The sequence below is a fragment of the Bosea sp. (in: a-proteobacteria) genome, assembly GCA_023910605.1.
Taxonomy (GTDB): domain Bacteria; phylum Pseudomonadota; class Alphaproteobacteria; order Rhizobiales; family Beijerinckiaceae; genus Allobosea.
The window spans coordinates 2,695,526-2,719,636 of the sequence record JAAVVV010000001.1 but is presented as its reverse complement, the minus strand read 5'-3'; the positions used below and the strand labels follow the sequence as shown (position 1 = coordinate 2,719,636).

Genomic DNA, 24,111 nt, shown 5'->3' with positions numbered 1-24,111 from the left:
GAAGATACCAGGGCAGATGGGGTCAAGCTATTGAATCAATGTCGATCTTGACCTTTTGCGCGAAGCACTTCACCCCGCACGTCGTGGCTGATCCGTGCGTAACGGCGAGCGCCAGTCGATGCCTTCGAGCAGCATCGACAGCTGTGCGGGCGTCAGTACAACCTCGCCATCCTGCGTCACTGCCCAGACGAAGCGGCCACGCTCCAGCCGCTTGGCGAACAGGCAAAGCCCCGTGCCGTCCCACATCAGAATCTTCACCAGATCAGCGCGCTTGCCCCGGAAAATGAACAGGTGGCCGCGGAACGGATCCTTCTTCAAAAGATCCTGCACCACCATCGACAGCCCGTCGAAGCCCTTCCTCATATCCACAGGTGCCAGCGCCATGTAGATGCGCGCGCCCGCCAAAGGCGAGGTCAGGGTTTGTGGCGTCATCGGTCGAGCGCTGCGACAAGAGCCGAAAGCCGCTCAGGCGCGATACCCTCATCCGCCTTCAGCACCCGGCCGTTGCTCAAGCTGACCTCCACCGTGCAGTCGGCACGCGGAGCCATCTTGCGCGGGGGCTTTGGTGAAGGCTTCTGTCCCGGCTGCGCTTCGGCTGCGATGACAACAGGCGCGAAGACCGGAGCCTCCAGCGAGGCCAGCGGCGTCACGCCCGGCATCAGCCCCGCCTTCGCCTGCTTGCGCCAGTAAAACAGCAGGCTCCGGCTCACCCCATGCCGATCCGCAACCGCCGCCACAGAAGCGCCCGGCTGCATCGTCGCCTCCAGAAGCCGCACCTTCTCCTCGACGCTCCAGCGACGACGGCGCTCAACCTGGCTGATAATCTCCGTCCGGGTGTCCATAGCCGTCCTTGCGCATAGGCTTAAGGACGACAACAACCGTCCAGACCATGCTCATACGATGCCGGACCCGCCCCCGCGCAAGGCAGCCATGGCAGAACGCTTACACTTGATGCAACGCAAACGCTGGCAGTGTTCGTTTGCCATCACTTCGAGGAGCGACATCTGGGATTTGATTGGACGGCGCATGGTCCTGTCATTCATCAAATTGATGCCTGATGATCCAGCTGTAAAAGCGATTTGCCAAGAGCGGTCTCATGCGATGTCGTTATCTCGGTATCCGGTAGCAAACACATATTACGCCTAAAATCCTAAAGTCACGCGTATGCTACGCCTTGATCCGTCACGAACGGGAGCCTCGGCAGGCTGTGTAGGGGTAAACGTTGTTCCGCTCGACTACGGCGTGTAGCTCGAGCCGGAAGCGCAGCGCAGCGTCGCGGCTTCGATCTCGACCTCGGGAATTCGGGCCGGGAGCTTCCTGACTGCTTCCAGGATGATCTGCCTGCTGGGGTCCGGTAGACGCCATGGTTCGTTGATGTCCTTGAACCAGGTGAGTGCCTTGACCGTCGTCATCGTCGGCACGCTTGGCCCGAACAACGCCAGCCGTCCTCCGAGGCCGTGGGCGAGGTCCATGCCTTGCTCGAGCATCTCGGCGATGTCCTGATAATCCTTGCCCTCGGCGCGGTCGTGGATGACCTTGAGCTTGTGCGCCAGCAAGTCCTCAAGGGACGCCACGCACGCCACCTCATCGTCGGTCTTGTCCGGCTTCGCAACCCGTCCGACCTTCAGGCCGCCGAAGAATGAGATTTTTACTGTTGACTGATCGATAGGAGCCAGAAGCGTGAAGGTGTCCGCATCGGATTGGATGACGTCAGCGTGTCGTAGGAACGGCATTTCAGCCTTCAAGCGGTCTTTTCGGGCATCCGGAAGCGGTTCGTCTGTGAAGAAATCGAAATCGATCGACTCGCGATGCCCAAGTCGAAGGGCGATCGCCGTCCCGCCATACAGCACGAAGTCATCGGGAAGCTCGCGCAGATGCGGCCATAGTGACCGCTGCGCTGACGGCAAGATATCAAGCTTGGGTCTCATGAATTGCTGCTTCCAAACCGACTTCTCGGAGCCGGTGGCTCACCTTGGCGACCGAGGCGGGTGTGCCAATAGGCGAGCGACTTAGCAGAGACGACACCAGGCGGCGGGTTGTCCAGAACGTCGGAGATGACGTCGGCACCGACGAGCCGCTCAAGGTCGACAGCGTCTTCCCAAGTCGCCATCTCTACGACCGCGGCGATGAGCCTGGGCATGTTCTCATCAACCGTACGCTCCGGTGGTGTCCACCAGACATAGCGCGCAGCCAAACGCTCAAGGCGAGCGCGGCGGCTTTGGTCTAGCCCCCCTTCCACAATGCTTGATCCTGCGATCTGGTCCATGCTGTCGATGTTACCGGAAAAAGCGGCTGAACGGAAGCGTAACGCTGACGGATAGATTCGACTTGTACAGCCTACGAGGATGAGATACGGAAAAGAAGGAAATTACGGGAGGCGTCATTGGGAGTTGAGGCGAAGGAGATCGCCGCAGGCATCGCACAAGCCGAGGCCGCCTTTGCGGCGGAGGTCCGTGAAATCCAGGCCGAAGTCGCCGAGCGGATACTAACGGCCGCCCGGAACCACCAGGCGAAGATAGCAGCTTTCCGGCAGCGCTTGGCTTTATTGGCGCTAGCGCCGGATAGCGGGACGGATGTCGAGTTCGGTAAGCCGGAGGTTGTGGTGGCAAATCCGAGCGGCGCGCGACCCCGTCGACCTGCGCTGACTTTGATGTGGAACGCCCTCAAAGAGGGCAACAAGAGCGCGAAGGAGATTGACGACATGGTGATGGCGGAAGGTTGGTCGCGCTCAATGAGCGAAAAGGCGAAGGCACACTTGAAAACTGCGGGGCTTGCCTTGAACCAGAGCCGAGTTTGGTTCCTAACGGACGAGGGCCGCCGCAAGGCGGAGGCCGGAGAGGAACTCTGAAATGACCAGGGCCCCGGTTGCAGCCGGAGCCCTGTTCGATGCGGATGGAGCCGGTTAGGACTGGCAGCACGCCCCACGTGACGACAGCGGGTTCGAATCCCGTCATCCGCTCGGAATTCGACCCTTGGCGCGCATAGACTCACATCTGAGTTGGCGCGTCAAGGATCCTTTTGCGCTCGACGCCTAGAGGCAGACCTCGTTCGTCCCAAGTGAGGACAATGCCTGCCCGGCTTAAGGCTATCACGATTGCCCGGGCGTTCGCCGCTGTCGGTATACGCCGCTCTTTTTCGAAGTCGCGGACGGTCGATGCCGACACAGATGCGGCCTCCGCAAGTTCGGATTGCTTCCAATCCAACCAAGCCCGCGCCGCGCGGCACTGTTCAGGAGTAATGATCATGCCCATCGAGAACAACTTTCTTAACCAACGTCAACGCTTATCGTTGACCTTTGGACGCCATATAATGCCAACATCGCCTGATGATGGGCATCGAGCAATCGGGAAAGGAGGGCAAGAGCGGCGTCGCTAAACGACGTCGTGGTCAGCCGTATCTGCAGAGCGCTGCGGCACGCACCAACAGCGCCTACGAGGTCGCACAGCTGACGGATGAAGAAGCTCATAAGCTGTTTTGCGATGTCCGATGGGCAGACGCCGGTGGGGAACCCTATTGCCCCGGCTGCGGATGCCTAGCCGTCTACCGCCACAAGAAGCCCGACGGGACGCGTCCCATCTTCACCTGCCAAGCCTGCCTCAAGCAGTTTTCGGCGACATCGGGCACGATCTTCCACGGTCGAAAAATGCCGATCAAGAAGATCCTCTTCGGCATCATGACCTTCGTCGACGGTGCCAAGGGCGAGGCGGCGCTGCAACTGGGTCGCCTGTTTCGCGGACAACACAAGACATGCTTCGTGATGCTGCACAAGCTCAGGGAAGCTCTCGGCATAGAGACCGACGCGCGGATGGCCGAGGGGGTTGTCGAGATCGACGGCGCGAACTTCGGTGGATACGTGAAACCGGAAAATCTGGTCAAAGACCGTGTCAACCGCAGCCTGAAGGAAAATCAGTCCGGCAAGCGCAGGAGTGTGGTGGTGATGCGTGAACGAGGCGGACGCACGCTGCCGTTCGTCGTGCGGCACGAGAGCCAAGGTGCCAAGACGGTGCGCGAGCGGGTCAAGCCTGGGAGCACTATCCACGCGGACGAAGCGCCGTGGTGGAACGATGTCGAATACGACGACAGGTTCGAGACCAAACGCATCAACCATGACAAGGACGGCTATTCCTTCGAGGGAGCCTGCACGAATAGCGCGGAAGGCTTCTTCTCCCGGCTCCGGCGCAGCGAGATCGGCATCCATCACCATATCGCGGGCCCTTACCTGGACGCCTACGCCAAGGAAATGGCATGGCGCGAGGATGCACGCCGGATCCCGAACGGCACGCAGTTCAAGCTCGTTGTGCAGGCTGCCGCAACGCATCCGAAGTCGAAGCGGTGGTCCGGCTACTGGCAACGCCGCGCTGCGGGCACTGCCGCTCCACCGCCTCCGGGCGCTTAGGCGGCACGCTCCCAAGTCGCCTCGACACCCTTCCGCTCGCCGTTTCGGACTCGCCCCTTGGCAAGGTGCGCCTTCAGTGCCTGATAGACCGTGCGGCGCATGTCCTCGCGAACGACGCCATCGTCCCGGTCGAGTCCGGCGATTTCCATCACTTTCTCTGCGATCTCATGCGTCGTCGCCCCTGGGGAGACTGCGATCGCTCTCAGCACCAACCGCATCGGTTCGCCGCGCTTGAGATGGGACGAACGCGACGGACGCTTGACGACATCAGAAAGGTCGCGCTGCAAACCGAATACCCTCAACGCACGATCCAGGGCGTTGAGGTCCGTCTGCAGGCGCTGCACCTCGTCCTGCTTGGCCTTCACCTCGCCAGCGATCTCCGCGCGCTTGCGGAGCAACCCTGAAACCGTCCGCTCGTAGCCGTCTTCGATGTCATCTTCCGTCATTCCCGTAGTATGCCAGCGGGAATGCGAGAACGCTATTTCCGTAATATGTGTTTGCTACCGGATACCGCGTTATCTGTCGATCGCGTTCGCGTGATTAACCCGCTGGGGGACGCCTCATTGCGATCTGAAAGACGATTTGTGCCCGCTGGCGAAGGCATAAAGTCACTTGTGAAATGCCGCTGGCAACTGGTGCTACAGTTCCAGGCGGTGCTGTACGGGGTGCCGCTGGCGTTTGCCTCGCGGAATCTGCGATCTGTGATTTTTCCGCTGGCAATCGCGTGAATTGATCCGCTTTCGGCGCTGGCAATGGCTCAACGGCATTGCCGCTGGGCCTGACATAGACCGTCCCAGACTATGTCACCAGATTTACATTACAAAATACTTTATGTAATGTAACGCATGATCCAAACCACACAGCTGCAAATTCAGACCCTTTACCAGGATCTCGTCGACGCGCATGTCAGCCGCCCCGCTGCTGATGTCGACGGGGCACCGTTTATCCGTGTGATCAGCGGGAAGAGGTACTGGTACACCAACGAGCGGGTCGGCGCCCGAATGGTGCAGCACTATTTCGGGCCTGATGACGAGGCAACACGCCAGCGCATGCACAATGCCAGGATCGCCCGTGAAGAAGCCAAGGCTTTCGAGCGTCGAACGTCGGATATAGTGGCTCAGCTGCGCGCAGCGCGTTTGCCTGCACAGGATGCAGATACAGGCCGTCTGCTGACCGCGCTGGCTCGTTCCGGCGTGTTTGGTGTTGGTGGAACCTTGGTCGGAACCCACGCCTTTCGGCTTTATGATGCCGAGATTGGTCGGCGCGTGACCCAGGCCGCTCCTGCACAAACCGAAGATGTCGACATCGCAAGCTTCGAGCGACTATCGCTGGCCATGGCTGCAGATGACGTTCCGCCCGTGGCTTTGACAAACACCCTTGCGGCTCTTGATCTCGAACCCGCCCCGACGACCGACCCGAAAGGAAGGACAGGCCGCTGGCGCCGAAAGGGCGGCGGTGTCGCCCTTGACCTGCTGGCACCAAGTTTCAGCGAAGAAGAAGGAATCGTGAGGCTGGAGGTCATGGGTGTCTGGGCGCAGAGCCTCCACTTCCTCAATTACCTCATAGCCGACCCAATTCCCGCAGTTGCACTGTATAGAGCGGGAGTTCTGGTGCGGATTCCGCGGCCCGAGCGCTACGCCATCCACAAGCTCATCGTTGCGCAGCGTCGGCAGGCAGGCAACCTTGCCAAGCGCCGCAAGGACCTCGCTCAGGCTGCCGCACTGATTGAAGTGCTGGCAGAAGATCGAAATTCTGAGCTGCGGCAGGCATATCAGACCGCGCTGGAAGCCGGACCTGAATGGCGCGCGGCAATCGAAATCTCATTGGCAGGGATGCCCAACAGTCAAAAGTTGGTTGCAGAACTTTAGAAAAGCTCGGGGCGCAACCACAGGTCCCCGGGGCGCTGTCCTATACTCCTGATGGCGTCGTCTTTGCCTTGTCCATGCTGTCCACGGTGCGCGGCTCGCCGTGGTCGGCGTCGAGCCTCCCGCCGACGCTTGTCCTGCACCACCGTAGGGATAAGTGCCACGTCACCCACGCCGCCGATGTCGAGCCCTTCGCCCAATGAGCAGGGTCAAAGGTCCGCGTTCGGTGGAACGATGGCGGCTGAGCCCCGTCCAGCCGCATCACGCAAGCTGATTTTCCCCTGACAGTGCCCCACACTATGTCCAATCGTCTGGGATGAGCGCCATGAGAGCCGTGAAGGGCTGAATTATTACGAAAAAGCTGCTCCCGCTAGCAAAACCTTGAAGAAAGGTGGTCGCTTCCGAAAAGTTCAGACGGCCCATCGCCAGCGATCTTTCCAAAGCGGCCACCTGACCCTGCCAAAGTTCGACTGGGCCAGCTTGGGGTGGTGACTGTCTACGGCGCTCCAAGGCCATCTCTCGATTTCTGATTTCCGCTAGAAAGTGAGCGCTCACTTGATTTGCGAAGCCCACAAGCTCTTGTCGGACATTATTCACAGCCGCAGCTCGGTACTGCTCCACCTTTGAGTTGATCGCGGCCACTTGTCGAGAACGGATTGAATTCACCGCATCATGTCGCTCGAGGGGCACGCGTGGAATTCGACCCTTGGCCAAAACGTTGTTTGTGCGAGAAGTGACTGGCTTAAGGCAAAGGTCCACTTCCTCTTCTGTCAAGTCTTGCCAGCCATCACGTGCCTTGTATGACCCAACACGAATTAAGCTTGATGGTGCTGCGATTCTGATTTTGCGCTGGAGAGCGCGAAAGAGGGATTGAAGTGCATTTCGGTCGGCACTGAGTGCTCTCCTCTGTGCATCTGTCGGCGCGGCTTCAAGCATTTGCTTTGCTGCAGGCGTCCATAATGGCGGGAGCAGTTCATCTGGGCACGGGTCGATCTGCGCTACCGAAATGAGCACCAGTGGGCCAATTCCTTTTGCTGGGTGGTCCTCCGGCAGCCTGACGCTCGTCTGCACTACTGGTTTCGCTGTTCCGAAAGAATTCAGGCATGCAGCCGTGTAGCCAGCAACTAGAGCGTCGTGCAGCTCTGCGCCATGATCGAAAAAGCGTAATGGACGTCCTGATCTTTCGCCATCTCCTGAACGCTCTCCATCGTCAGTGAAGACACTTTTCCTAGGCGGTGCAGAAATATCAGATCGCCGATAGATGAACGGGTGGTGTCCAGACATCCAGCTTTCCCTGGACACACCAGGCAGGGCGAAAGGGCTCTCGCCAGCGCGGCCTCGCTCACCAATGCCATGATACCAGAACGTCTGGAACCCGTAGCCGTCGACCTTGTCACGTCGGTACTCTATGTCGAAGTCGCTGGAAGCTGTGATTGCTTTCAGCCATGCTCCGATTGCTCGCTCTTCTAGCCGTATTGGTGTCTCCTTGCGGCGTGCGAGCTCAGACAGCATGGCCGGTCCGGGACAAGGTTTCTCACACCAAAGATTGAAGTCGGCCGCTGCCTGTTGCTTTGTGAAGGGATCTGCCCCCTTGAAGCGAGAAGGCAGGCCTGTGCCGCTTCCCGTGAGTGGAACAACCGAAAGAGCTGCCTTGCGCCTGATGGCAGCGCGCCCGAGCACTGTCTGCAGCTCAGCCAGTTCCGCGGGTGATAGTGGTGGCAGCGGAGCGTCGAAAACGCCGAGCGCTGCGACTGTGTCGGCAATCGCGGCTTCCTGAGACCCTTCGATAAGGATGCGCCAGATATCGATGACACGCCTCGAGCCCTTTCGGTCATCATTAGGACCAAGACGGTCCACGCGGCCGATCAGCTGGTCGATTCCGTCGATTTCCCAAGGCAAAGAGAAGAAGATGATCCCTTGGGCAACGTGGTGCAGGTTCAGTCCAGCTTGCACCCAGTCGCCAACGAGCAGAAGGCGGTTTTTGCCATACAACAAAGGTGCGAGTGTTTCCTGGATCTCGCGAAGGTTGGTGACCCCTTCCACATCTGTCGCTGCGGGGCGCCGCAGCACGGAGATAGCATCTGCAAGGAAAGGGAAGTACCTCGGAAGCGCTACACGCAACATGTCGATCGTCGGATTGTCTCCGCAGACGACGATGAATGCGCGATCCTCATCGCGGCACCATTCCTCCGAAAGGATGTCGAGCAAGGCCTCGAGGCGACTGTCGCCGGGATCCTCGAGTGACTTGATGAGGGCGGCATCTGCCAGTTCAGCGACAGACCCTCCCCGTGTTGCCAGTTCTGTGAGAACCGTTCTTGCAGCTCTCGCGCTACGCTGGAGGGCTCGTGCAGCCGTCCACGCAGGTCCCTGGATGCCTTGGGCTGGGTCTGCAGCTTCCAGCACCATAGCAGCGATCTCATGCCGCATTCGCTCGAAAGTAAGGGGTTGCAGCCGAACCTCGTGATTTCGGCGCTGCGGCAGATACTCACCCCAGTCGGAGCGACCGTTCCTGATGATGCGCCGTGCCGCTCCCGACTGCAGGAAACCTTGGGTCCAGTCTTCCGAGTAATCTGATCCGTTCAGAGCCGTGACTGCCGCGGCCTCACGGTCTTCAAGAACTTCAGCAACGTTCCGGCCTTCCATCCGAGCAAGCGCAGCAGCCTCCGGTTCGATCATTCGCAAGATCGGTTCGCGCCAAAGAGGGTCGCCTAGTCTAGGTGTTGCGGACAGGACAAGCACCTGCCGAAATTCATCCGATGCTTGGGAGATGGCCTGAATCGTCTCACGCGGCATTGTCTGGGGCTCGTCAACGATCAGTAGATCGAAGACAGCCGGGTCTGCGTTGATGGTTCGCCCCTCCTGTCCGTGACGTGTCATCAGGTCGCGCGGACGCGCCAGCGTGACGGGCGACCGCTCGTCTTTTGTACCATCTCCGACCGCACCAGCGATCGCAGGCATTATGTGACCTCTGATCCAGCACTCCTCCTGCCACTGCGACAACAGATTGTCCGGTGCAATCACCAGTGTCCGGTGTCCCGGGTGTTGCCAGCGAATGGCATTGACGATCATCAACGCTTGTACGGTCTTTCCGAGCCCTACCTCGTCGGAAATCAAGTGACGGATATGGGAGTCCCCAAGCACTCGACGGACCGTTGCAATCTGGTGCGGCAAAGGATCAGCGGCGACCCCAAGCGCACCACCCAAACCGATATCGAGCGCTGAGACCCTTCGCCGCAACGCCTGAACACCGTTAACGAACCTGAGGTAGTGGTCCATTAGCTGGGACTCCCGTCAGGAAGGTCTCCAAGTGCGAGTTTCCGTCGAAGTGCTACGTAGCGCACGGCTCTACTCGTTCGGATGTCCGAGAGTCCCTTTGCCAGAAGCTTTCGCCAACCTTCTGTTTCCACCATCGCCTTTGGCGAAAGCCACAACTGTAACATGGCTCGGATCTCAGGACGTCCGAGCCAGCGCAGCCCAGGTCGCCGGAAGGCGTCGACATGGACGGAATCCAGCAGGTCAACCAAATCGTCTTCGGTAAGTTCGCTGTAGAATGGTCGCACGAGTGCAGACCACCTCGCATCGGGCAAAATATACGGTCCAAAAGTCAAGAGTCTTTGGGCATCCCCCGCTTTTCTGAATGCGGATCTCCAGTCATCTGTGAGAAAACCAACTGCACAAGAGAACTCTGGCGTGTCACCTCGAGCTTCGACAGCCGCGCTCAACTCATCGTAAGCGTCTTCCATCGCCAGATCTAAGGCACCCGCCATGTCATCGTCGATGTTCGTGGCTGCAGTTTGCGGATCGGGTAGGACCTCCTTCATCTTTTGAATTATTCTACTCGACAGAAAATCGCGATCCCGAGCATTGTCTAGTTGCGGTCGACCACCCTTGGTACTGTCCCAAATCTCGACGATAAACAGCAACAACGCCGAATAAAAGTCAGCGAAAGACGGATCGATTTCAGTTTCCAGTTTACGCCATCTCGCTCCGCAAAGCTGTTCAATCAAGGCGGCCTCAAGCCCTTCTACTACCGACCATCGTTGCCAGTTTCCAAGAAGATCACGCGCTTCTGCAAGTTGCCACGCAACATTCGCACGGGCCAGTTCGATGAGCCCAACGCCGTTCTCGCTTGAAGTCGGCTCCCGAAGTAGTGTGGGCAGTGATATTCGGCTGCGATTAACTAGGCCAAGTCGAGTGGAAGCTGGTCCTGAAAAGATGATACCCGCCGGCAGCGCCTCGTGGTCAGGAGCATCTGGCAAGATCAGTCGGGTTCCTTTCGAGTCAGAATTTCCTGCGCCGAGAAGGGGTGCTCCGACGGCGGCGCCGATCGATGCCAGGACTTTTTCGTCATCTCCGATCCCAATCCAATTGCCCGTATCCCCGTCATAGCGAATCTCGCGGCGAACTGGTGGAAGCGAGAAGACCTTCTCCAGAAGTCCTTCGGCTTCGACATGCAGTCGCAAGCCGGATTCGTTGGATTGGAGCCCAGCCAACTGTGTCTGGATTTTATACAGGATTGGAGAACGTCCAGTTATCCTTGCGGGCAACCGTTCGATCACACCTTCGGAAACGAGGGCTGTCTCGTTCGGTGAAATCACTCGAACGCGGATCGCGACAGCCTCAAGTGCGAGGGGAGCGGTTATGTTGATCTCGATATGCCCTGATGCGAGATCGGAGACATTTGCGTTGGCTGGCAGTAACTTCACCGTTGCTGGTTCAACGTCCGGCGGCTCTATGACTTCGAAATCCAGCCTGTCGATCTCTCGACCTTCAGCGAGTTCGATCAGATGTCGGCCGACGTCTGGTCTAAGTGCTTTCCGCTCGATACCGCGGATGCTCAGAAGTTCGCCTGAGGCAACCGACCCATCAAGGAGGAGTTCACCGCCTGCGACGCCTCGCTGCGCAACGAGGATAGGAAAGTCACTAAGAAACCTGTTTGAAGACCCTGGTGCAGGTAACCCCAAAAGCTGTAGACTTGGAACGCGGTCTGCAATCACAAATCCTCGGCGCCGTAAAAACTCGATGTCCGAAGGGATAGATGTTTCCAAGGTTCGAGATTCGAGATTTCCGTAGCCATCTGCACGAATGAACTGGATGATTCTGGACCCAGGTTGCAGCTTGTCGTCCGGAAAAACGGCGCTAGCTGTAAGATCATTGGACTCAACAGCAAAAAACTCCGGCTCGAGCGGCTGCAGACGTTCCATTGCTGTATTTGCAGTTCCCTCATCGACATTGAGGGCGTCGTCCCTGCGCAAAGGGGTTGCCGGGAAAGGGAAGACGCTTTTCAAGGCGATTTCACCGCCAGCAAGGAATGAGCCAAGAGGGAGTGCCTGCATCCCATTAATGGCCCGTATGCGGTCACCATGTATGCGCAAAACGCCGATCACTTCGTCGCGCAGCTGAGCCGGCAATGCTGGCCCACGAATGACTAGGTGGCTCGGTGCGCCATCCCTGAGTCCAAGAACGTACCGGGATGATACAATCTGTGCGAGGCGCGCCGTTCTTCTTGCGACGGTCTTCCGTGCTTCAGTGATCGCTCGCAGTGCGCCCCAATCTTTTCGGATATCTTGGTCGATCCGTAGCAGAAAGTCCTCTGAAAGCCAGCCGGCTGACCGAGGCGCAAGAAGCCGGCGCATGACCTCAAGAGCAAGGTCCCTCTGCAGGAGCCAGTTCTCGAAGCGACGACTTGCATGCCCCGCCGCAAGCGCTCTGAGGTGCTCCAGCAGCCTTTCGGTGTCGTCGGCTGGAACTCCTGCCCTGACAGCACGTCTGAGCGCGTCTGCGAGCTGGGGCTGAATCTCAAGTGGCACAACGGAGTTGCCGATCGGCCATGAGATATGAGGGAAATGGCGCTCCCACGGACTGTCGCCGGGCTGCGCGAGGCGAAACCTATCGTGTCCGAGTTCGAACAGACGAGACAGACCAGATCGGAATGCAGGACCCGCCTCGGTTCCGATTTCCTGAGAGAGCACTGGCCAGAAATCCGTTCCGGTGCCGCGGTATCGGTATCCTACCTCCGTGGCGATCACGACCAACGGAAGATAGCTCCACGACCACACAGCCCCCGCGAGTTGCGGATCCTTCTCGATCTGTCGCGAGACTGTCTTTCTCAGTTCTTCCAGCGCCAGCTCGTCGAGCCCGTGCTCAATGGCGAAGACGGGCAGTTCGCCTCGCGCCCGACCGAGGCTTGTAAATTGTTCGGCAAGCGCCTGATGTCGGTCTGCCAGAACATTCGCACTCTGCATCTTTCCATCCGAGCCCACATAAGTTCGCTGAACAAGGTCACCACGACGCCAGTCCGAAGCAATCACAGCAAGGTTGACTACTAACTGTCTGAACGTCAATCATATTTGGCAAGTCTCTCGAGAGGTGCTGTGTGACTTCTGAATCTGCGCTTGCCCTTGGCCTGCCCACGCCAGATGTGCCGGGGGACGGCAGCATAAGTGCCATCGCGGATCTGGTCCGACGGATCGTCCATGCACGTCGTGGCCTCAGCCGCACCGAGGTTGTGAGTTGGGTGTCGCAGTTCGTGGATGACTCGGACAGCGTGGAGGCTGCAGCCCGCATCGGTAGCGTTATCGACGCACTGTGCGAGTTGAAGGACATTGGCTACGGCACGATGCGCGGTGAGCCAGTTCTGGTGGCCCTGCCGGAGCGTCGGATCTCACTGCCGGATGGCACGGTCGTAGCTCTTGGAGATCATGGCACCTTGGTTGGAACTGGTTGTGAAAGACTTTTTCCCGAAGTAGCCGGCGGTGCGACGGAGAGCCTTGTCGAAGTGCTTGCGTCATTTGACGAACCTGTCTCACTGAGTGGTCATCGTGCCCTTGAGCCCATCGGACGCTGGACTGGCGACGATCCGATGCCTGCCGCATTGCGCAGGGCCCTTTCGCTCAGTGGAGCTTTCGATCATGTCGATCAGAAATGGTCGATGAGCGAAGAGAATGCCTCGTTCCTGAATGAATGGTTCAGTTTCAAGACCCCTGATCCTTCGAGCCAGGTAGCTGAACGCGATGAGGGTCAAATGCGGGTAGCGCATGCTCCTGCTGGATCGAGAATGGTTGTTGAGGCTGGCCCCGGTAGTGGCAAGACTCATGTAGCCTGCGAGCGTGTCATATCCCTTGTGCAGGACGAGGGCCTTGCCCCTTCACGGATCCTGCTTCTCAGTTTCACCCGCATCGCAGTTGCAGAGATCCGCGACAGGATCGGTCGACGCCTGCACGATATGCCAAATGCAGCGGCGCTGCAGATCAGGACGTTCGACTCTTTTGCGGCGCGCCTGCTCGCAGCTTCGGGTGCATATGCTGCGGGCGGGCATGACGCCAGCATTCAGGCTGCAACAAGACTGATGCGGTCGGATAATCCACTCGTGGCGGACGCCATTGGTTTGCTGGAACACGTGGTCATTGATGAGGCGCAGGATCTGGTCGGTGACCGCAAGGAGATGTGTGAGGCCCTTCTTGCCTTGCTGGATCCTTCCTGTGGCATCACGATCTTCGGAGATTTCGCGCAATCGATCTATGGCTATCAGCAGAGAGGTGCTGAGGGATCCACATTGCTGGCAGAAATCGCGAGGCATGCCGATTTCACTTGTGACCAGCTCGAATGCGACCACCGGACCCGGACAAAAGCCTTAAAGGAAATGTTTCGCTCAGTTCGCGAAACCCTGAAAGACGATCCGGTGGGTTCAAGGGATGGCTACTTTCGTATTCGAGAGCAGATCAGCACCGCTGCCGTTGAGACCGACGTCACAAGGTTTGTAGTTCATCCATCCACAATAGGCGGCCTAATCCTGACACGAAGCCGTCGCGGACTTTTCACTGCTGCCGAACACATGCGTGCGGTTGGTAGAAGTTTCAGGCTCAGGCTACCCGACCGACCGCCAAGAGTTGAGGCATGGATCGGGGCATTGCTCGGCGGCCTGCCGTCGGCAACCCGTATGTCGCAGAACGACTTCCGGTCCATCTTTGAGGCGTTGAGCCCAGCGCCATTGCGCAATCTCGATGAGTGTTGGGAAATCCTGCTCGATCTGGATACTTCAGGCCGCAAAGACATCTCGGTTGGCAATATCGCCAAAGGTCTTGCAGATCCGCCGCTGGAACTGCTGAGCGACCATGAGGGAAGCTCGGGACCGTTGCTGTCGACGATCCATGGGATCAAGGGGCGAGAGGCCGAGCGGGTCATGCTGTTGCTCGCGCAGGCACCGTATGGCGACGAGGTGAACTGGGCCGAGGAAGCCCGCACTCTATATGTCGGAGCAACTCGTGCCAGCACGGAACTTCGAACTGGATGGATTAATCCGCGAAAGTTTTACACGACTGGAGAACCGGAACGCTTTTGGGCCGCACGCCCCGATCATCGCCTGATGGAGATCGGCCTTGAGGGGGATCTCGTCGACTGGACCGAGTTCGTGCGTTCGAGCCACGTCGTCAATGTGGCAAACTTGATCTCAAGTATATGGCGTGCTGCGACCGATGAACCGAGAGTGGCTGCATATCTTGATGATGAAAGCCGTCTGATCCTGAGGATCGGAGATCACGATGGAACCGCGATCGGATGTCTTTCCGATAGTTTCGTCGATTTGATGCAGTCGTTGCGCAAGGCTGAGCCGGAGTCAGCGCTACCGGAAGTCGTTGCGGGAATTCCTATAGTTGGTGCGACCACGGTTGTCGTGCCGGGACGGTCCGGAGAGGCACCGAGCCTTGCGCTCATGCCGCTGCTAGGCGGCTTTGCCAGCATTCCTCGCTGAGCCAGGACCATAACTTTTGGAGAACGTAAATGATCGATGCCCGCGACACGCTGCTTCAAAGGATGAAGGTCGATCTCATCGGTCCAGAGGCACCGGATGAACTGATTTCAGATCGGCCGACTGACCGATATCTGACTGGAATCCTTTTTCCCCCTCGCACGACGATTTCGCCGGAAGATGACGACGAGGCGAGCGATGCTGACGACGCGGATGCAGTGGGAACCGCGCTGGATGGAGTGAAGGCAGCCTCTGCTTTTCGGCCCACTTCGGCCGGTCTTTCCTTTGCGGTCCAACCGAGCGGTTCGGCACCGAGATTGCGGGTTCGGGTAGAGGGGGCTCGCTACAGGTCAGAGAGCACGGCCGAAGAAAGCACCGGTTCGGGCAGGACGCGGGTGCAGAGTTGGCGACGAGCCCCTCACTTCGCCGAGTTGTCACTCGATCTCGCGGACCTGCGCACAGAGGCAGCCCCAATCATTAGCCTTGCCAGCAGTGGGCTTGCAGGAACCTCGTTGCACTGCAGGATCGCACCTTGGTGCGATATCCTGCTTGTCACGCTCGCGGTGACTAACGATGCGAAGCCGATTGATGCGAGAAGTCGCGCAGCCAACGAGGAAGCAACGCTCTTCCAGTTCTCTGTGAATGTAGAATGCGAAGCTGATTGCAGGTTCGTTCCGAAACCTGACCGGGCAGGATCCGGGAGGGACGAAGACGATGCCCGTGCATCTGCCTTGCTGTATCGCGACATACAGCAATTTGCGGTGGGCCACACCTGCTCCGCTATGTGGGACGAACCCGTGGATGGCTCTGTTCAACGGGTCAGCACAAGCTGGTTTCCGGAGGCCACTATCCATTTGGTTAGCGCGGAAGGTGATATGGAGTTCCGGCAGGATGATGCGAGGTTGCCGCTTGCGGCTTCCTGGCTGGCATCCGAGGACTCCGCCAGTCTCGTTGCTGGACTGGCGTCGTTTGTTGATGCCTACGCGCACTGGATTTCAAGGATAAAGGGTGGAGCGCTCGGCATGCCGCAGGAGCATGTTGAACAGGCACAGCTGCACATGCAGCGCTGCCGAACCGCCGAACAGCGAATGCGAGCGGGTATTGCTCTCCTGGAGTCATCGCCCGATGTCCTGACCGCCTTCAGGCTCGCAAACGCTGCCCTTGCGCTACAGTATTCATGGCGCGTCAATCCACAACCTCCCGAACTGGTATGGCGGCCGTTTCAGCTTGGTTTTGCGCTCCTGTGTCTTGAGTCGATCGCAAAACCGGATTCCTCAGATCGCGAGACGATGGACTTGCTTTGGTTTCCGACCGGCGGCGGAAAGACCGAAGCCTATCTGTTGCTGGCGGCGTTCACGATATTCCTCCGTCGTCTCCATGCAGCGGGAAATCCGAGTGGCGCAGGCGTGACAACGTTCATGCGGTATACCCTTAGGTTGCTGACTATCCAGCAGTTCGAGCGAGCAGCAGCCCTGATCTGTGCCTGCGAGATGGTCAGGCGTGGCAGGGTCAAGCTGGAGAAGGTCAGGCTGCCCGCGCACTTCGCAACGGATATCCCGATTTCCCTCGGGCTTTGGGTGGGAGAAGGTGCCACACCGAATAAAGTTGCGCAGGCGGGGCAGGTACTTGGCACGGAGGCGGAAAGCTCCCCGGCGCAGTTGCGTAGTTGCCCGTGCTGTCGTGATGTCCTCGACTGGAAAATCGCGTTGGACAAAAGTCGTGTGGAGGTTCGCTGCCTTACAAAGTCATGTGACGTGGGGCAGGAACTTGCACTGCTCCCGATCTGGACAGTCGATGAGGATATCTATCGAGAGCGGCCGACGTTGCTGATTGCAACGATCGACAAATACGCGCAGATCACGCGTAATCAGAAGACTGGTTGCCTCTTCGGTATCGGAACAGCTGCGGATTCCCCTGAGTTGGTAATCCAGGACGAACTCCACCTGATCTCGGGGCCGCTCGGTAGTCTTGCCGGGCTCTACGAGACGGCAATTGACGAGCTGTGTCGATCGGGAGCAGGCTTGAGAGCAAAGGTCATTGGTTCAACAGCAACGATCCGGAGAGCTGAAGACCAGATTAAGAACCTGTTTGACCGCCGTTCCTTTCAGTTCCCCCCGCCCGGGCTCGATCATACAAATTCGGGTTTCGCGATCGAGGATCGTGACGTGCCCGGTCGTCGCTACGTGGGCATCTCAACCGTGGGTCGCTCGGTCAAGTTTGCACAACAGGCTGTTGCTGCTTCTCTGCTACAGGCGGCTACCGACGAGACGCTTCCGGCAGACAGGCGTGACGGATATTGGACCCTCATCAACTACTTCAATTCGCTTCGTGAGCTTGGTGGCGCGCTTGTTCTCATGCGCGACGACGTTACCCGCAGTATCCGGGACTACTCCGCGCGGAGACCGGGCGAGATTGAGCGCGACGCGGGGATGCAGATCGAACTCACTAGTCGTGTCCGTTCCAGCGACATTCCGAGACACCTCAAAGATCTGGAACGTGCTTGGGACGATCCCGACCACGTCGACATCGTGCTGGCAAGCAATATGATCTCGGTGGGGATGGATGTTTCTCGGCTTGGTCTGATGTTGGTCAATGGTCAGCCGAAGACGATTGCCGAGTACATCCAGGCCACAAGTCGGGTTGGCAGGAGCCAGAGGGCGCCGGGCCTCGTAGTTACACTGTTCAACGCAGCAAAGTCCCGTGACCGCAGCCGATACGAGACCTTTGCAAGTTGGCATCGCAGCCTTTACCGGGATGTAGAGGCCACAAGTGTGACCCCCTTCGCCCCGCGGGCGCGCGACCGTGCGCTGCATGCCCCATTTGTCGCCATGGTACGCCATCTAGTGGTCGGTATGGAGAAACCGGGCGCGATTGAACACCATCAACAAGAGGTGGAAGCACTTCTGCGGACGGTTATTGCAAGGATCGAACGAGTTGATCCGGTTGAGGCCGAGGCATCACGAGCGCAACTCAACGCGTTCCTTGACAACTGGTTCAATCGGCAGGGCCTGACAGAATATTGGGATGAATCAAGTGACGCTCTTCTGACTTCTGCGGAAGTCGCTGCCGAACGTGGAAACAAGGCTCGCTTTGCCGGCCAGAAGCCGACGCCCAACTCGCTGCGTTCCGTTGAGGCCTCGACGTCTTATGTTCTGCTAGAGGGCCGATCGGACAGGGAGACAACACGATGAAACCGATCGGAAAGATTCGGCGGAGCCAGGCACTTACTGGCAACGGCCCTGGGTCGATCATCGACTTCAGAGGCGAGAATGGTGCGCCTGTCTCCGTGGTCGCGGCAGGCCTTGAGGCTTGGGACCAACTGGCGATCAAAAAGGGGCTTCTGAACGATCAATGCATCCATCATGCGCCACTTCAGGCCAAGCTTCAGGTGAATGGGTTCAGGTTACCTCCTGTCGGCGACGAGAACGTCGGAAGGGAGAAGCGTCCACGCCTCTTGCCTGCCTATCGATTTCCGGATTGGCATGTCTGTCCAAAGTGCAACATGCTGCAACGTAGCCGACTCTGGAGCTCAGAGATCGGCAAGCCTGAGTTATGGTGCCCATCCTGCAGTACGGGGCGAGGCCAGCGCGTCAAGAAAATCTACGTGGTGCCGGTCCGCTTCATCGTGACGTGCCCCGCCGGACACCTGCAAGACTTTCCTTGGATGTCATGGCCGAATCACGCCGAGGCTTGCTCCAGAAAAAAGCCGCTCAAGCTCATCGGGGATGGCGCAGGATTGAAAGGACTTAAGGTCCACTGCACGGAGTGCGGCTCAAAACGTGATCTGGATGGCGCACTGTCGCCCAGCGCGCTAAGCAGGTTTTCATGCGAAGGATTGTCGCCTTGGCTCAAGAGCGAGCCTTCAGCATCATGCAACCACAAACCTGTGTCTATTCAGCGTGGTGCATCGAACGCTTATTTCCCCTTAGTTGAGTCAGCGCTTGACGTGCCACCGTTTGGTGGTTCCTTCCAGCTCATGCTGGAGGATTTTTGGCCGGATATCATTACGCTAGACGACCGATCGCAGCTGGCCGATTTCGTGCGGAAGCGTATCCATCCAAGGTGGCCCGAACCAGACACAAGGCCAGAAGACTTAACGGCGCGGATACTCACCCTGTTGACAGTGCTGGACAACAAGACCGGTGACCTGCGCCCTAATGAGCATCTAATGTTTTGCACGGGCGGCCCGGAAGATGAGCAGTTCTCCGAGTTCCAGATCTCGCCACAGGCAATCCCGCGCGATCTCGAGGGAATTCTGGACCGTGTCGTCTCGGTCGAGAGACTGCGCGAAGTACGGGCTCTAAAGGCATTCACCCGTCTCAGCCCGGTGGAATCGGTCGACAACAGCGCTTTCGTGGCACCGCTGTCCGAAAAGAAGTTGAACTGGCTGCCGGCAATCGAAGTTCGCGGGGAAGGCATATTCATCAACTTCGATGAGACAGCCGTATTGTCTTGGGAGAACGCGCCCGATGTCACAGACAGGGCGGCAAAGGCGCATAATGCCGCCGAGCGTGCATGGCAGGACCACAACGGCAGCGATCGTCCCTTGCCCATGACGATTTCAGCGAGGTTGCTACTCATCCACACAACGGCACACGCTCTGTCGGAACGCCTGTCACTCGACAGCGGGTATTCCACTGCCTCCATCCGAGAGAGGTTGTACGTTTCGCCAGGTCCCGGTGGGATGTGCGGATTTCTGCTGTATACATCGGCCCCGGACTCCGATGGAACACTGGGTGGTTTGTCCCGAAAGGGACGTACCAGCGAGATTGGCCCTATACTGCTAGCAGCACTGCGGGGTCTGGAGTGGTGCTCTTCCGATCCGCTTTGCAGCAGCGGCATCCTCTCACTTTCCGAGGGATCTGGGTCCTCGGCCTGTCACTGCTGCACATTCCTTCCGGAAACCTCATGCGAGCATTTCAACCGTCACCTTGACCGGGGCATGCTGGTCGGAACACCCGAGAACCCGGGACTCGGTTTCTTCCGCAAGCTTCTGGACGGAAGGCCCTGAATATGGCCCGGATGTATCCGAAGGAACTGCCACGACATGTTCTGGACAATCGGAAACTGTCTTCGGAAATCCGGGTTTACGAGCGTATGCGGGAAAAGCTTCCCGGAGACTACAACTGCTACTATTCACGCTCTTGGCATGAAGTGGATCACGACGGCGCTGAGTTCGACGGAGAAGCAGATTTCATTGTCGCACACGCCGAACACGGGCTGTTGTTCCTCGAGGTTAAGGGCGGGAGGGTGAGTTGCCGCGAGAGCGACGGTCAGTGGCTCAGTGAGGACCGGGACGGTTTCACGTTCAGGATCAAGAATCCCGTCTCTCAGGCACGTAGCAGCAAGCATCATTTCTTGAAACGGCTCAGCGCAAGCCGAGCGCTGAGCAGTCGTTTCGTCAGAGCGCGCCATGGCGCTATCCTTCCCGGCTGCGTCCGACCTCGACGGGCACTGGCGCCGGATGCGCCGCTGGAGATCATGGCGTTCGGGGATGACATGGAAACCCTCGATCGCTGGATTGTCCATCGGATGACCGAAGGCGGCGACCAGCGTGAAAGCCATTTGGGACTGGATGGCCTGAGAACGCTCGAGGAGCTGCTTGCCAGCCATTTCGAACTGAAGGCCCACATTGGCATCAGCCTTGCTGACGATGCCATGACTATTGAGCGGCTTACGGCCGAACAAGCGTGGATCCTCGACTCGCTCGCAGACAACAAGGAAATGGCGATCTCGGGTGGTGCGGGCAGTGGCAAAACCGTTTTGGCCGTCGAAAAGGCCATAAGGTCAGCTGCCGAAGGCCGCCGCACGCTTCTGACCTGCTACAACGCGCCGCTCGCCGCCCATCTTCGAACGATCTGTCACAGTCACGACTGCCTCTTTGTAGCCAGCTTCCACGCGCTATGCCGAACCCTCGCGCAGAAGGCCGGGGTCGAATTGCCCTCGGATGGCGCTCAGTCCCTGTTCGATAGCCTTCTTCCGGAGGCACTCGTGGAGGCGGTCAGCAACAATCCCGATTTCGGCTTTGATACTGTCATCATCGATGAGGGGCAGGACTTTCATGACTCTTGGTTGAATGCCCTACGCCTCACCATCAGAGACCCGGAAACCGGCGGATTCTACGTTTTCTACGACGACAATCAGCGCCTGTTTTCTCCCGAAAAGGGGTTCATCGAGGCTCTCCCCGCGTCGTCCATCGCACTGACAAGGAATCTTCGAAACACGCGGCGGATCCATGCCGTGATGGCAAAGTGGTACCAGGGTCGACGAAGCATCCCTGCTGGACCCGAAGGCGAGCCGGTTGGAACCCTAGTGTGTCGTAACGGCGAAATCTCCCTTTCGCGCCTGAACGAACGGATTGCACAGCTTCTTCGCTCCGGTCAGGTCGCGCCGGCGCAGATTGCGGTACTTGCAGGTACAGGTGGCACCTTGAATGCTCTTGGCGAAAAGATCGCCGGCATAGCGACCTGCCGTGCCGATGACATTCGGCCCGATCGCATCGTTCTTGACACAGTACGGCGCTTCAAGGGCCTGTCGCGTCCATGCGTTTTTCTGATCGGGATCGAGGGTCTGACCGACCCTGAACTGGTCTATGTCGCAACGAGCCGCGCGAATGTGCTGCTGGAAATCGTCGGGACAGCCGAAGATATTGCGCGCCTTAAGCAGCAGGATGATGCCGCAGGACCGTGAAGAGGTGGTAGTCTTCGGCGGGGAGTCCGTCCCGCTTCGGTTGGCCGTGCCCTTCGCAAATGAGCCGCTTAGATTGACGCTGCTGATCTGAGCGCCAGCCCATGCCTGAATAATGGGTGCAAGAGTTGCCTGGTACTCATACTAACGGCCCTTATAACTGACCTGTTTGCGCCCAGTGGCGCATCCCGATTGATGTGATGACGTCGGGCCTTTCGGTGAGCCTGTTCCAGGCCTCGCAGGCTGCATTGATGATGTCGGCGTATGTCTCGAAGACGCGGTTCGAGAGGTAGTTGGCACGCAGATACTGCCAGATATTCTCCACGGGGTTCAGTTCCGGCGCGCGCGAGGGCAGCAGGATCGGCGTGATGTTCTTCGGCCAGTTCAGGTCGCCGGTGATGTGCCATCCGGCTCGATCCAGCAGCAGCACGGCATGAGCGCCTTTGGCGACGTGCAGGGATATCTCGTCGATATGCAGTTGCATCATGTCGGTGTCAGCATGGGGCAAAGCGAGGGCCGCGCCCACGCCTCTTTCGGGGCAGATGGCACCGAAGAGATAGGCGTTCTCATAGCGTTGGTCGGCAGGCTGGGTAGGTCTTGTGCCGCGCCTCGCCCATTGCCGGACGAGCCCGTTCTTCTGGCCGATGCGGGCCTCATCCTGAAACCAGATCTCGATCTTCGTCTTGCGCGTCACGCCCTTGATGTGCGCCGCGAGCGTGTTGGGCCAGTTTTTTTAAAAGCCGCGATGACCTCGCCATCTTGCCCGGGATGCCGTGGCCGGGCGCTGATGTGCGAGAAGCCCAGGTGCTTCAGCAGCTTGCCGATGCTGCGCTGGTGATACGCGATCTTGAACTTGTCCGCGATGACACGTTGCAGGTCGATCCGCCGCCAGCGCACCACGCCGTCTACAGCGCGGTTGGGGCCGGTCTCGACGATCTCGGACAGCTCCACCAGTTGCGCCTGCGACAGACGTCTTGGGTTCCCCCGGCGACGGTTGTCCTTCAACCCGGCAGGGCCTTGCTCATTAAACCGATGCGCCCAGTCCCGTAGCGTCTGGCGGTCCATGCCGCCGATCTTGGCGGCCTCCGCCCGGCTCATCCCGTCCAGCGCCGCAGCGATGGACAGCAATCGTCGACTTTGGTTCGCATCCTTGCCCGATGCCGCCAGGCGGCGCAGCTCGGCGGGAGTATGGCTCGGCTTGATCTCGACAACCTTCGGCATGGCGTGGGTCCTCCACGCACTTTGAATCACGCCGCAGTCAGTTTGGGAACCCTCGGTGAGTCAGGTCAAAGGGCCTTTGGTATCATCCGGTGAGACTTTCGATTACCCACATCTCCTGCGCGCGATTTGCACCCGTTGAATCGTCCGTGATTCTGTCTGTGACGCCGATTCGCGGAGGCGTCACAGATGAGCGGAGACACGGAACACGGACTTGCAGGCTGGCATGACGATGAAGTCGGTTCGGCGGGGCTGCCGGACAAACGTCTGGCGCGCCGTTTGCACCGTCTGCTTGAGCAGATGTCGGGTAAGCGTTCTGCCATGGCTGCCTTGCGCGGGGGCGGGTCCGGCATCGTATGAGCATGGTCTGGACGGTTGTTGTCGTCCTTAAGCCTATGCGCAAGGACGGCTATGGACACCCGGACGGAGATTATCAGCCAGGTTGAGCGCCGTCGTCGCTGGAGCGTCGAGGAGAAGGTGCGGCTTCTGGAGGCGACGATGCAGCCGGGCGCTTCTGTGGCGGCGGTTGCGGATCGGCATGGGGTGAGCCGGAGCCTGCTGTTTTACTGGCGCAAGCAGGCGAAGGCGGGGCTGATGCCGGGCGTGACGCCGCTGGCCTCGCTGGAGGCTCCGGTCTTCGCGCCTGTTGTCATCGCAGCCGAAGCGCAGCCGGGACAGAAGCCTTCACCAAAGCCCCCGCGCAAGATGGCTCCGCGTGCCGACTGCACGGTGGAGGTCAGCTTGAGCAACGGCCGGGTGCTGAAGGCGGATGAGGGTATCGCGCCTGAGCGGCTTTCGGCTCTTGTCGCAGCGCTCGACCGATGACGCCACAAACCCTGACCTCGCCTTTGGCGGGCGCGCGCATCTACATGGCGCTGGCACCTGTGGATATGAGGAAGGGCTTCGACGGGCTGTCGATGGTGGTGCAGGATCTTTTGAAGAAGGATCCGTTCCGCGGCCACCTGTTCATTTTCCGGGGCAAGCGCGCTGATCTGGTGAAGATTCTGATGTGGGACGGCACGGGGCTTTGCCTGTTCGCCAAGCGGCTGGAGCGTGGCCGCTTCGTCTGGGCAGTGACGCAGGATGGCGAGGTTGTACTGACGCCCGCACAGCTGTCGATGCTGCTCGAAGGCATCGACTGGCGCTCGCCGTTACGCACGGATCAGCCACGACGTGCGGGGTGAAGTGCTTCGCGCAAA

General features: G+C 59.0%; 18 protein-coding genes and 1 tRNA gene. 11 read left to right on the top strand and 8 right to left on the bottom strand.

The features are described from left to right. Window positions 1-69 precede the first annotated feature (69 nt). From tnpB (HEQ16_13100) to HEQ16_13090, 3 genes are all read right to left on the bottom strand, one after another. Window positions 70-432 (bottom strand): IS66 family insertion sequence element accessory protein TnpB, encoded by a 363-nt coding sequence (tnpB, locus tag HEQ16_13100; GenBank protein ID MCO4054956.1) that lies wholly within the window; start codon window positions 430-432, stop codon window positions 70-72. Further along, the gene (locus tag HEQ16_13095; GenBank protein MCO4054955.1) at window positions 429-842 is read right to left on the bottom strand and encodes a transposase; all 414 of its coding nucleotides are present in this window, start codon (window positions 840-842) and stop codon (window positions 429-431) included. The genes tnpB (HEQ16_13100) and HEQ16_13095 overlap by 4 nt, the downstream gene beginning before the upstream one ends. 393 nt (window positions 843-1,235) lie before the next feature. Next, window positions 1,236-1,928 carry a nucleotidyl transferase AbiEii/AbiGii toxin family protein gene (locus HEQ16_13090; protein ID MCO4054954.1) on the bottom strand — a complete coding sequence of 231 codons (693 nt, stop codon included), beginning with the start codon at window positions 1,926-1,928 and terminating at the stop codon, window positions 1,236-1,238. A 455-nt stretch (window positions 1,929-2,383) separates the two neighbouring features. On the opposite strand from HEQ16_13090, the gene HEQ16_13085 reads away from it, so the two are divergent. Continuing rightward, on the top strand, window positions 2,384-2,848 hold the full coding sequence (locus tag HEQ16_13085; GenBank protein MCO4054953.1) for a hypothetical protein: 465 nt from the start codon (window positions 2,384-2,386) through the stop codon (window positions 2,846-2,848). A 40-nt stretch (window positions 2,849-2,888) separates the two neighbouring features. After that, window positions 2,889-2,959, top strand: a tRNA-Gly gene (locus tag HEQ16_13080). A gap of 28 nt (window positions 2,960-2,987) precedes the next feature. On the opposite strand, the gene HEQ16_13075 is transcribed toward HEQ16_13080, so the two are convergent. Then, complete coding sequence (locus HEQ16_13075; protein MCO4054952.1) at window positions 2,988-3,245, bottom strand: helix-turn-helix transcriptional regulator; 258 nt, start codon at window positions 3,243-3,245, stop codon at window positions 2,988-2,990. An 83-nt stretch (window positions 3,246-3,328) separates the two neighbouring features. Between HEQ16_13075 and HEQ16_13070 the strand changes: the two genes are divergently transcribed. Further along, complete coding sequence (locus tag HEQ16_13070; GenBank protein ID MCO4054951.1) at window positions 3,329-4,396, top strand: IS1595 family transposase; 1,068 nt, start codon at window positions 3,329-3,331, stop codon at window positions 4,394-4,396. Here HEQ16_13070 and HEQ16_13065 read toward each other — a convergent pair. Then, entirely contained in the window at window positions 4,393-4,842 is a 450-nt protein-coding gene (locus HEQ16_13065) for a hypothetical protein (GenBank protein MCO4054950.1), read from the bottom strand. The two genes, HEQ16_13070 and HEQ16_13065, sit on opposite strands and share 4 nt — an antisense overlap. A gap of 399 nt (window positions 4,843-5,241) precedes the next feature. On the opposite strand from HEQ16_13065, the gene HEQ16_13060 reads away from it, so the two are divergent. Beyond that, window positions 5,242-6,264 (top strand): hypothetical protein, encoded by a 1,023-nt coding sequence (locus tag HEQ16_13060; GenBank protein MCO4054949.1) that lies wholly within the window; start codon window positions 5,242-5,244, stop codon window positions 6,262-6,264. 294 nt (window positions 6,265-6,558) lie between these two features. On the opposite strand, the gene HEQ16_13055 is transcribed toward HEQ16_13060, so the two are convergent. Together HEQ16_13055 and HEQ16_13050 are read right to left on the bottom strand one after the other, a co-directional pair. Next, the gene (locus HEQ16_13055; GenBank protein MCO4054948.1) at window positions 6,559-9,537 is read right to left on the bottom strand and encodes a DEAD/DEAH box helicase; all 2,979 of its coding nucleotides are present in this window, start codon (window positions 9,535-9,537) and stop codon (window positions 6,559-6,561) included. Continuing rightward, window positions 9,537-12,506 (bottom strand): hypothetical protein, encoded by a 2,970-nt coding sequence (locus HEQ16_13050; protein MCO4054947.1) that lies wholly within the window; start codon window positions 12,504-12,506, stop codon window positions 9,537-9,539. Before HEQ16_13050 ends, HEQ16_13055 begins: the two co-directional genes overlap by 1 nt. A 131-nt stretch (window positions 12,507-12,637) precedes the next feature. On the opposite strand from HEQ16_13050, the gene HEQ16_13045 reads away from it, so the two are divergent. From HEQ16_13045 to HEQ16_13030, 4 genes are all read left to right on the top strand, one after another. After that, window positions 12,638-15,010: an ATP-dependent helicase gene (locus tag HEQ16_13045; GenBank protein ID MCO4054946.1), complete on the top strand. Its 2,373-nt coding sequence runs from the start codon at window positions 12,638-12,640 to the stop codon at window positions 15,008-15,010. A gap of 29 nt (window positions 15,011-15,039) precedes the next feature. Beyond that, window positions 15,040-18,198: a DNA helicase gene (locus HEQ16_13040; protein MCO4054945.1), complete on the top strand. Its 3,159-nt coding sequence runs from the start codon at window positions 15,040-15,042 to the stop codon at window positions 18,196-18,198. Between the two features lie 416 nt (window positions 18,199-18,614). Beyond that, entirely contained in the window at window positions 18,615-20,018 is a 1,404-nt protein-coding gene (locus HEQ16_13035) for a DUF1998 domain-containing protein (GenBank protein MCO4054944.1), read from the top strand. 2 nt (window positions 20,019-20,020) lie between these two features. Beyond that, window positions 20,021-21,697: a hypothetical protein gene (locus tag HEQ16_13030; GenBank protein ID MCO4054943.1), complete on the top strand. Its 1,677-nt coding sequence runs from the start codon at window positions 20,021-20,023 to the stop codon at window positions 21,695-21,697. Window positions 21,698-21,848: 151 nt separating this feature from the next. On the opposite strand, the gene HEQ16_13025 is transcribed toward HEQ16_13030, so the two are convergent. Continuing rightward, a protein-coding gene (locus HEQ16_13025; GenBank protein ID MCO4054942.1) for an IS630 family transposase occupies window positions 21,849-22,915 on the bottom strand; the annotation gives its coding sequence in 2 pieces (ribosomal slippage) (window positions 21,849-22,429 and window positions 22,429-22,915; 1,068 coding nt in all). Window positions 22,916-23,101: 186 nt separating this feature from the next. Between HEQ16_13025 and HEQ16_13020 the strand changes: the two genes are divergently transcribed. The 3 genes from HEQ16_13020 to tnpB (HEQ16_13010) are packed head-to-tail and all read left to right on the top strand — an operon-like array spanning window position 23,102 to window position 24,096. After that, window positions 23,102-23,272, top strand: a complete 171-nt coding sequence (locus tag HEQ16_13020) for a hypothetical protein (protein MCO4054941.1) — start codon at window positions 23,102-23,104, stop codon at window positions 23,270-23,272. 51 nt (window positions 23,273-23,323) lie between these two features. Then, window positions 23,324-23,737, top strand: a complete 414-nt coding sequence (locus HEQ16_13015; protein MCO4054940.1) for a transposase — start codon at window positions 23,324-23,326, stop codon at window positions 23,735-23,737. Next, entirely contained in the window at window positions 23,734-24,096 is a 363-nt protein-coding gene (gene tnpB, locus HEQ16_13010) for an IS66 family insertion sequence element accessory protein TnpB (protein ID MCO4054939.1), read from the top strand. Before HEQ16_13015 ends, tnpB (HEQ16_13010) begins: the two co-directional genes overlap by 4 nt. The last annotated feature ends 15 nt before the right edge of the window (window positions 24,097-24,111 follow it).

Excerpts from the sequence above, each read along its gene's own strand:
- HEQ16_13060 (MCO4054949.1), top strand. The coding sequence starts at position 5,242 with ATGATCCAAACCACACAGCTGCAAATTCAGACCCTTTACCAGGATCTC.
- HEQ16_13030 (MCO4054943.1), top strand. The coding sequence starts at position 20,021 with ATGGCCCGGATGTATCCGAAGGAACTGCCACGACATGTTCTGGACAAT.
- HEQ16_13075 (MCO4054952.1), bottom strand. The coding sequence starts at position 3,245 with ATGATCATTACTCCTGAACAGTGCCGCGCGGCGCGGGCTTGGTTGGAT.
- HEQ16_13090 (MCO4054954.1), bottom strand. The coding sequence starts at position 1,928 with ATGAGACCCAAGCTTGATATCTTGCCGTCAGCGCAGCGGTCACTATGG.
- HEQ16_13095 (MCO4054955.1), bottom strand. The coding sequence starts at position 842 with ATGGACACCCGGACGGAGATTATCAGCCAGGTTGAGCGCCGTCGTCGC.
- HEQ16_13020 (MCO4054941.1), top strand. The coding sequence starts at position 23,102 with ATGAGCGGAGACACGGAACACGGACTTGCAGGCTGGCATGACGATGAA.
- HEQ16_13050 (MCO4054947.1), bottom strand. The coding sequence starts at position 12,506 with ATGCAGAGTGCGAATGTTCTGGCAGACCGACATCAGGCGCTTGCCGAA.
- tnpB (MCO4054956.1), bottom strand. The coding sequence starts at position 432 with ATGACGCCACAAACCCTGACCTCGCCTTTGGCGGGCGCGCGCATCTAC.
- HEQ16_13055 (MCO4054948.1), bottom strand. The coding sequence starts at position 9,537 with ATGGACCACTACCTCAGGTTCGTTAACGGTGTTCAGGCGTTGCGGCGA.
- tnpB (MCO4054939.1), top strand. The coding sequence starts at position 23,734 with ATGACGCCACAAACCCTGACCTCGCCTTTGGCGGGCGCGCGCATCTAC.
- HEQ16_13065 (MCO4054950.1), bottom strand. The coding sequence starts at position 4,842 with ATGACGGAAGATGACATCGAAGACGGCTACGAGCGGACGGTTTCAGGG.
- HEQ16_13070 (MCO4054951.1), top strand. The coding sequence starts at position 3,329 with ATGGGCATCGAGCAATCGGGAAAGGAGGGCAAGAGCGGCGTCGCTAAA.
- HEQ16_13040 (MCO4054945.1), top strand. The coding sequence starts at position 15,040 with ATGATCGATGCCCGCGACACGCTGCTTCAAAGGATGAAGGTCGATCTC.
- HEQ16_13015 (MCO4054940.1), top strand. The coding sequence starts at position 23,324 with ATGGACACCCGGACGGAGATTATCAGCCAGGTTGAGCGCCGTCGTCGC.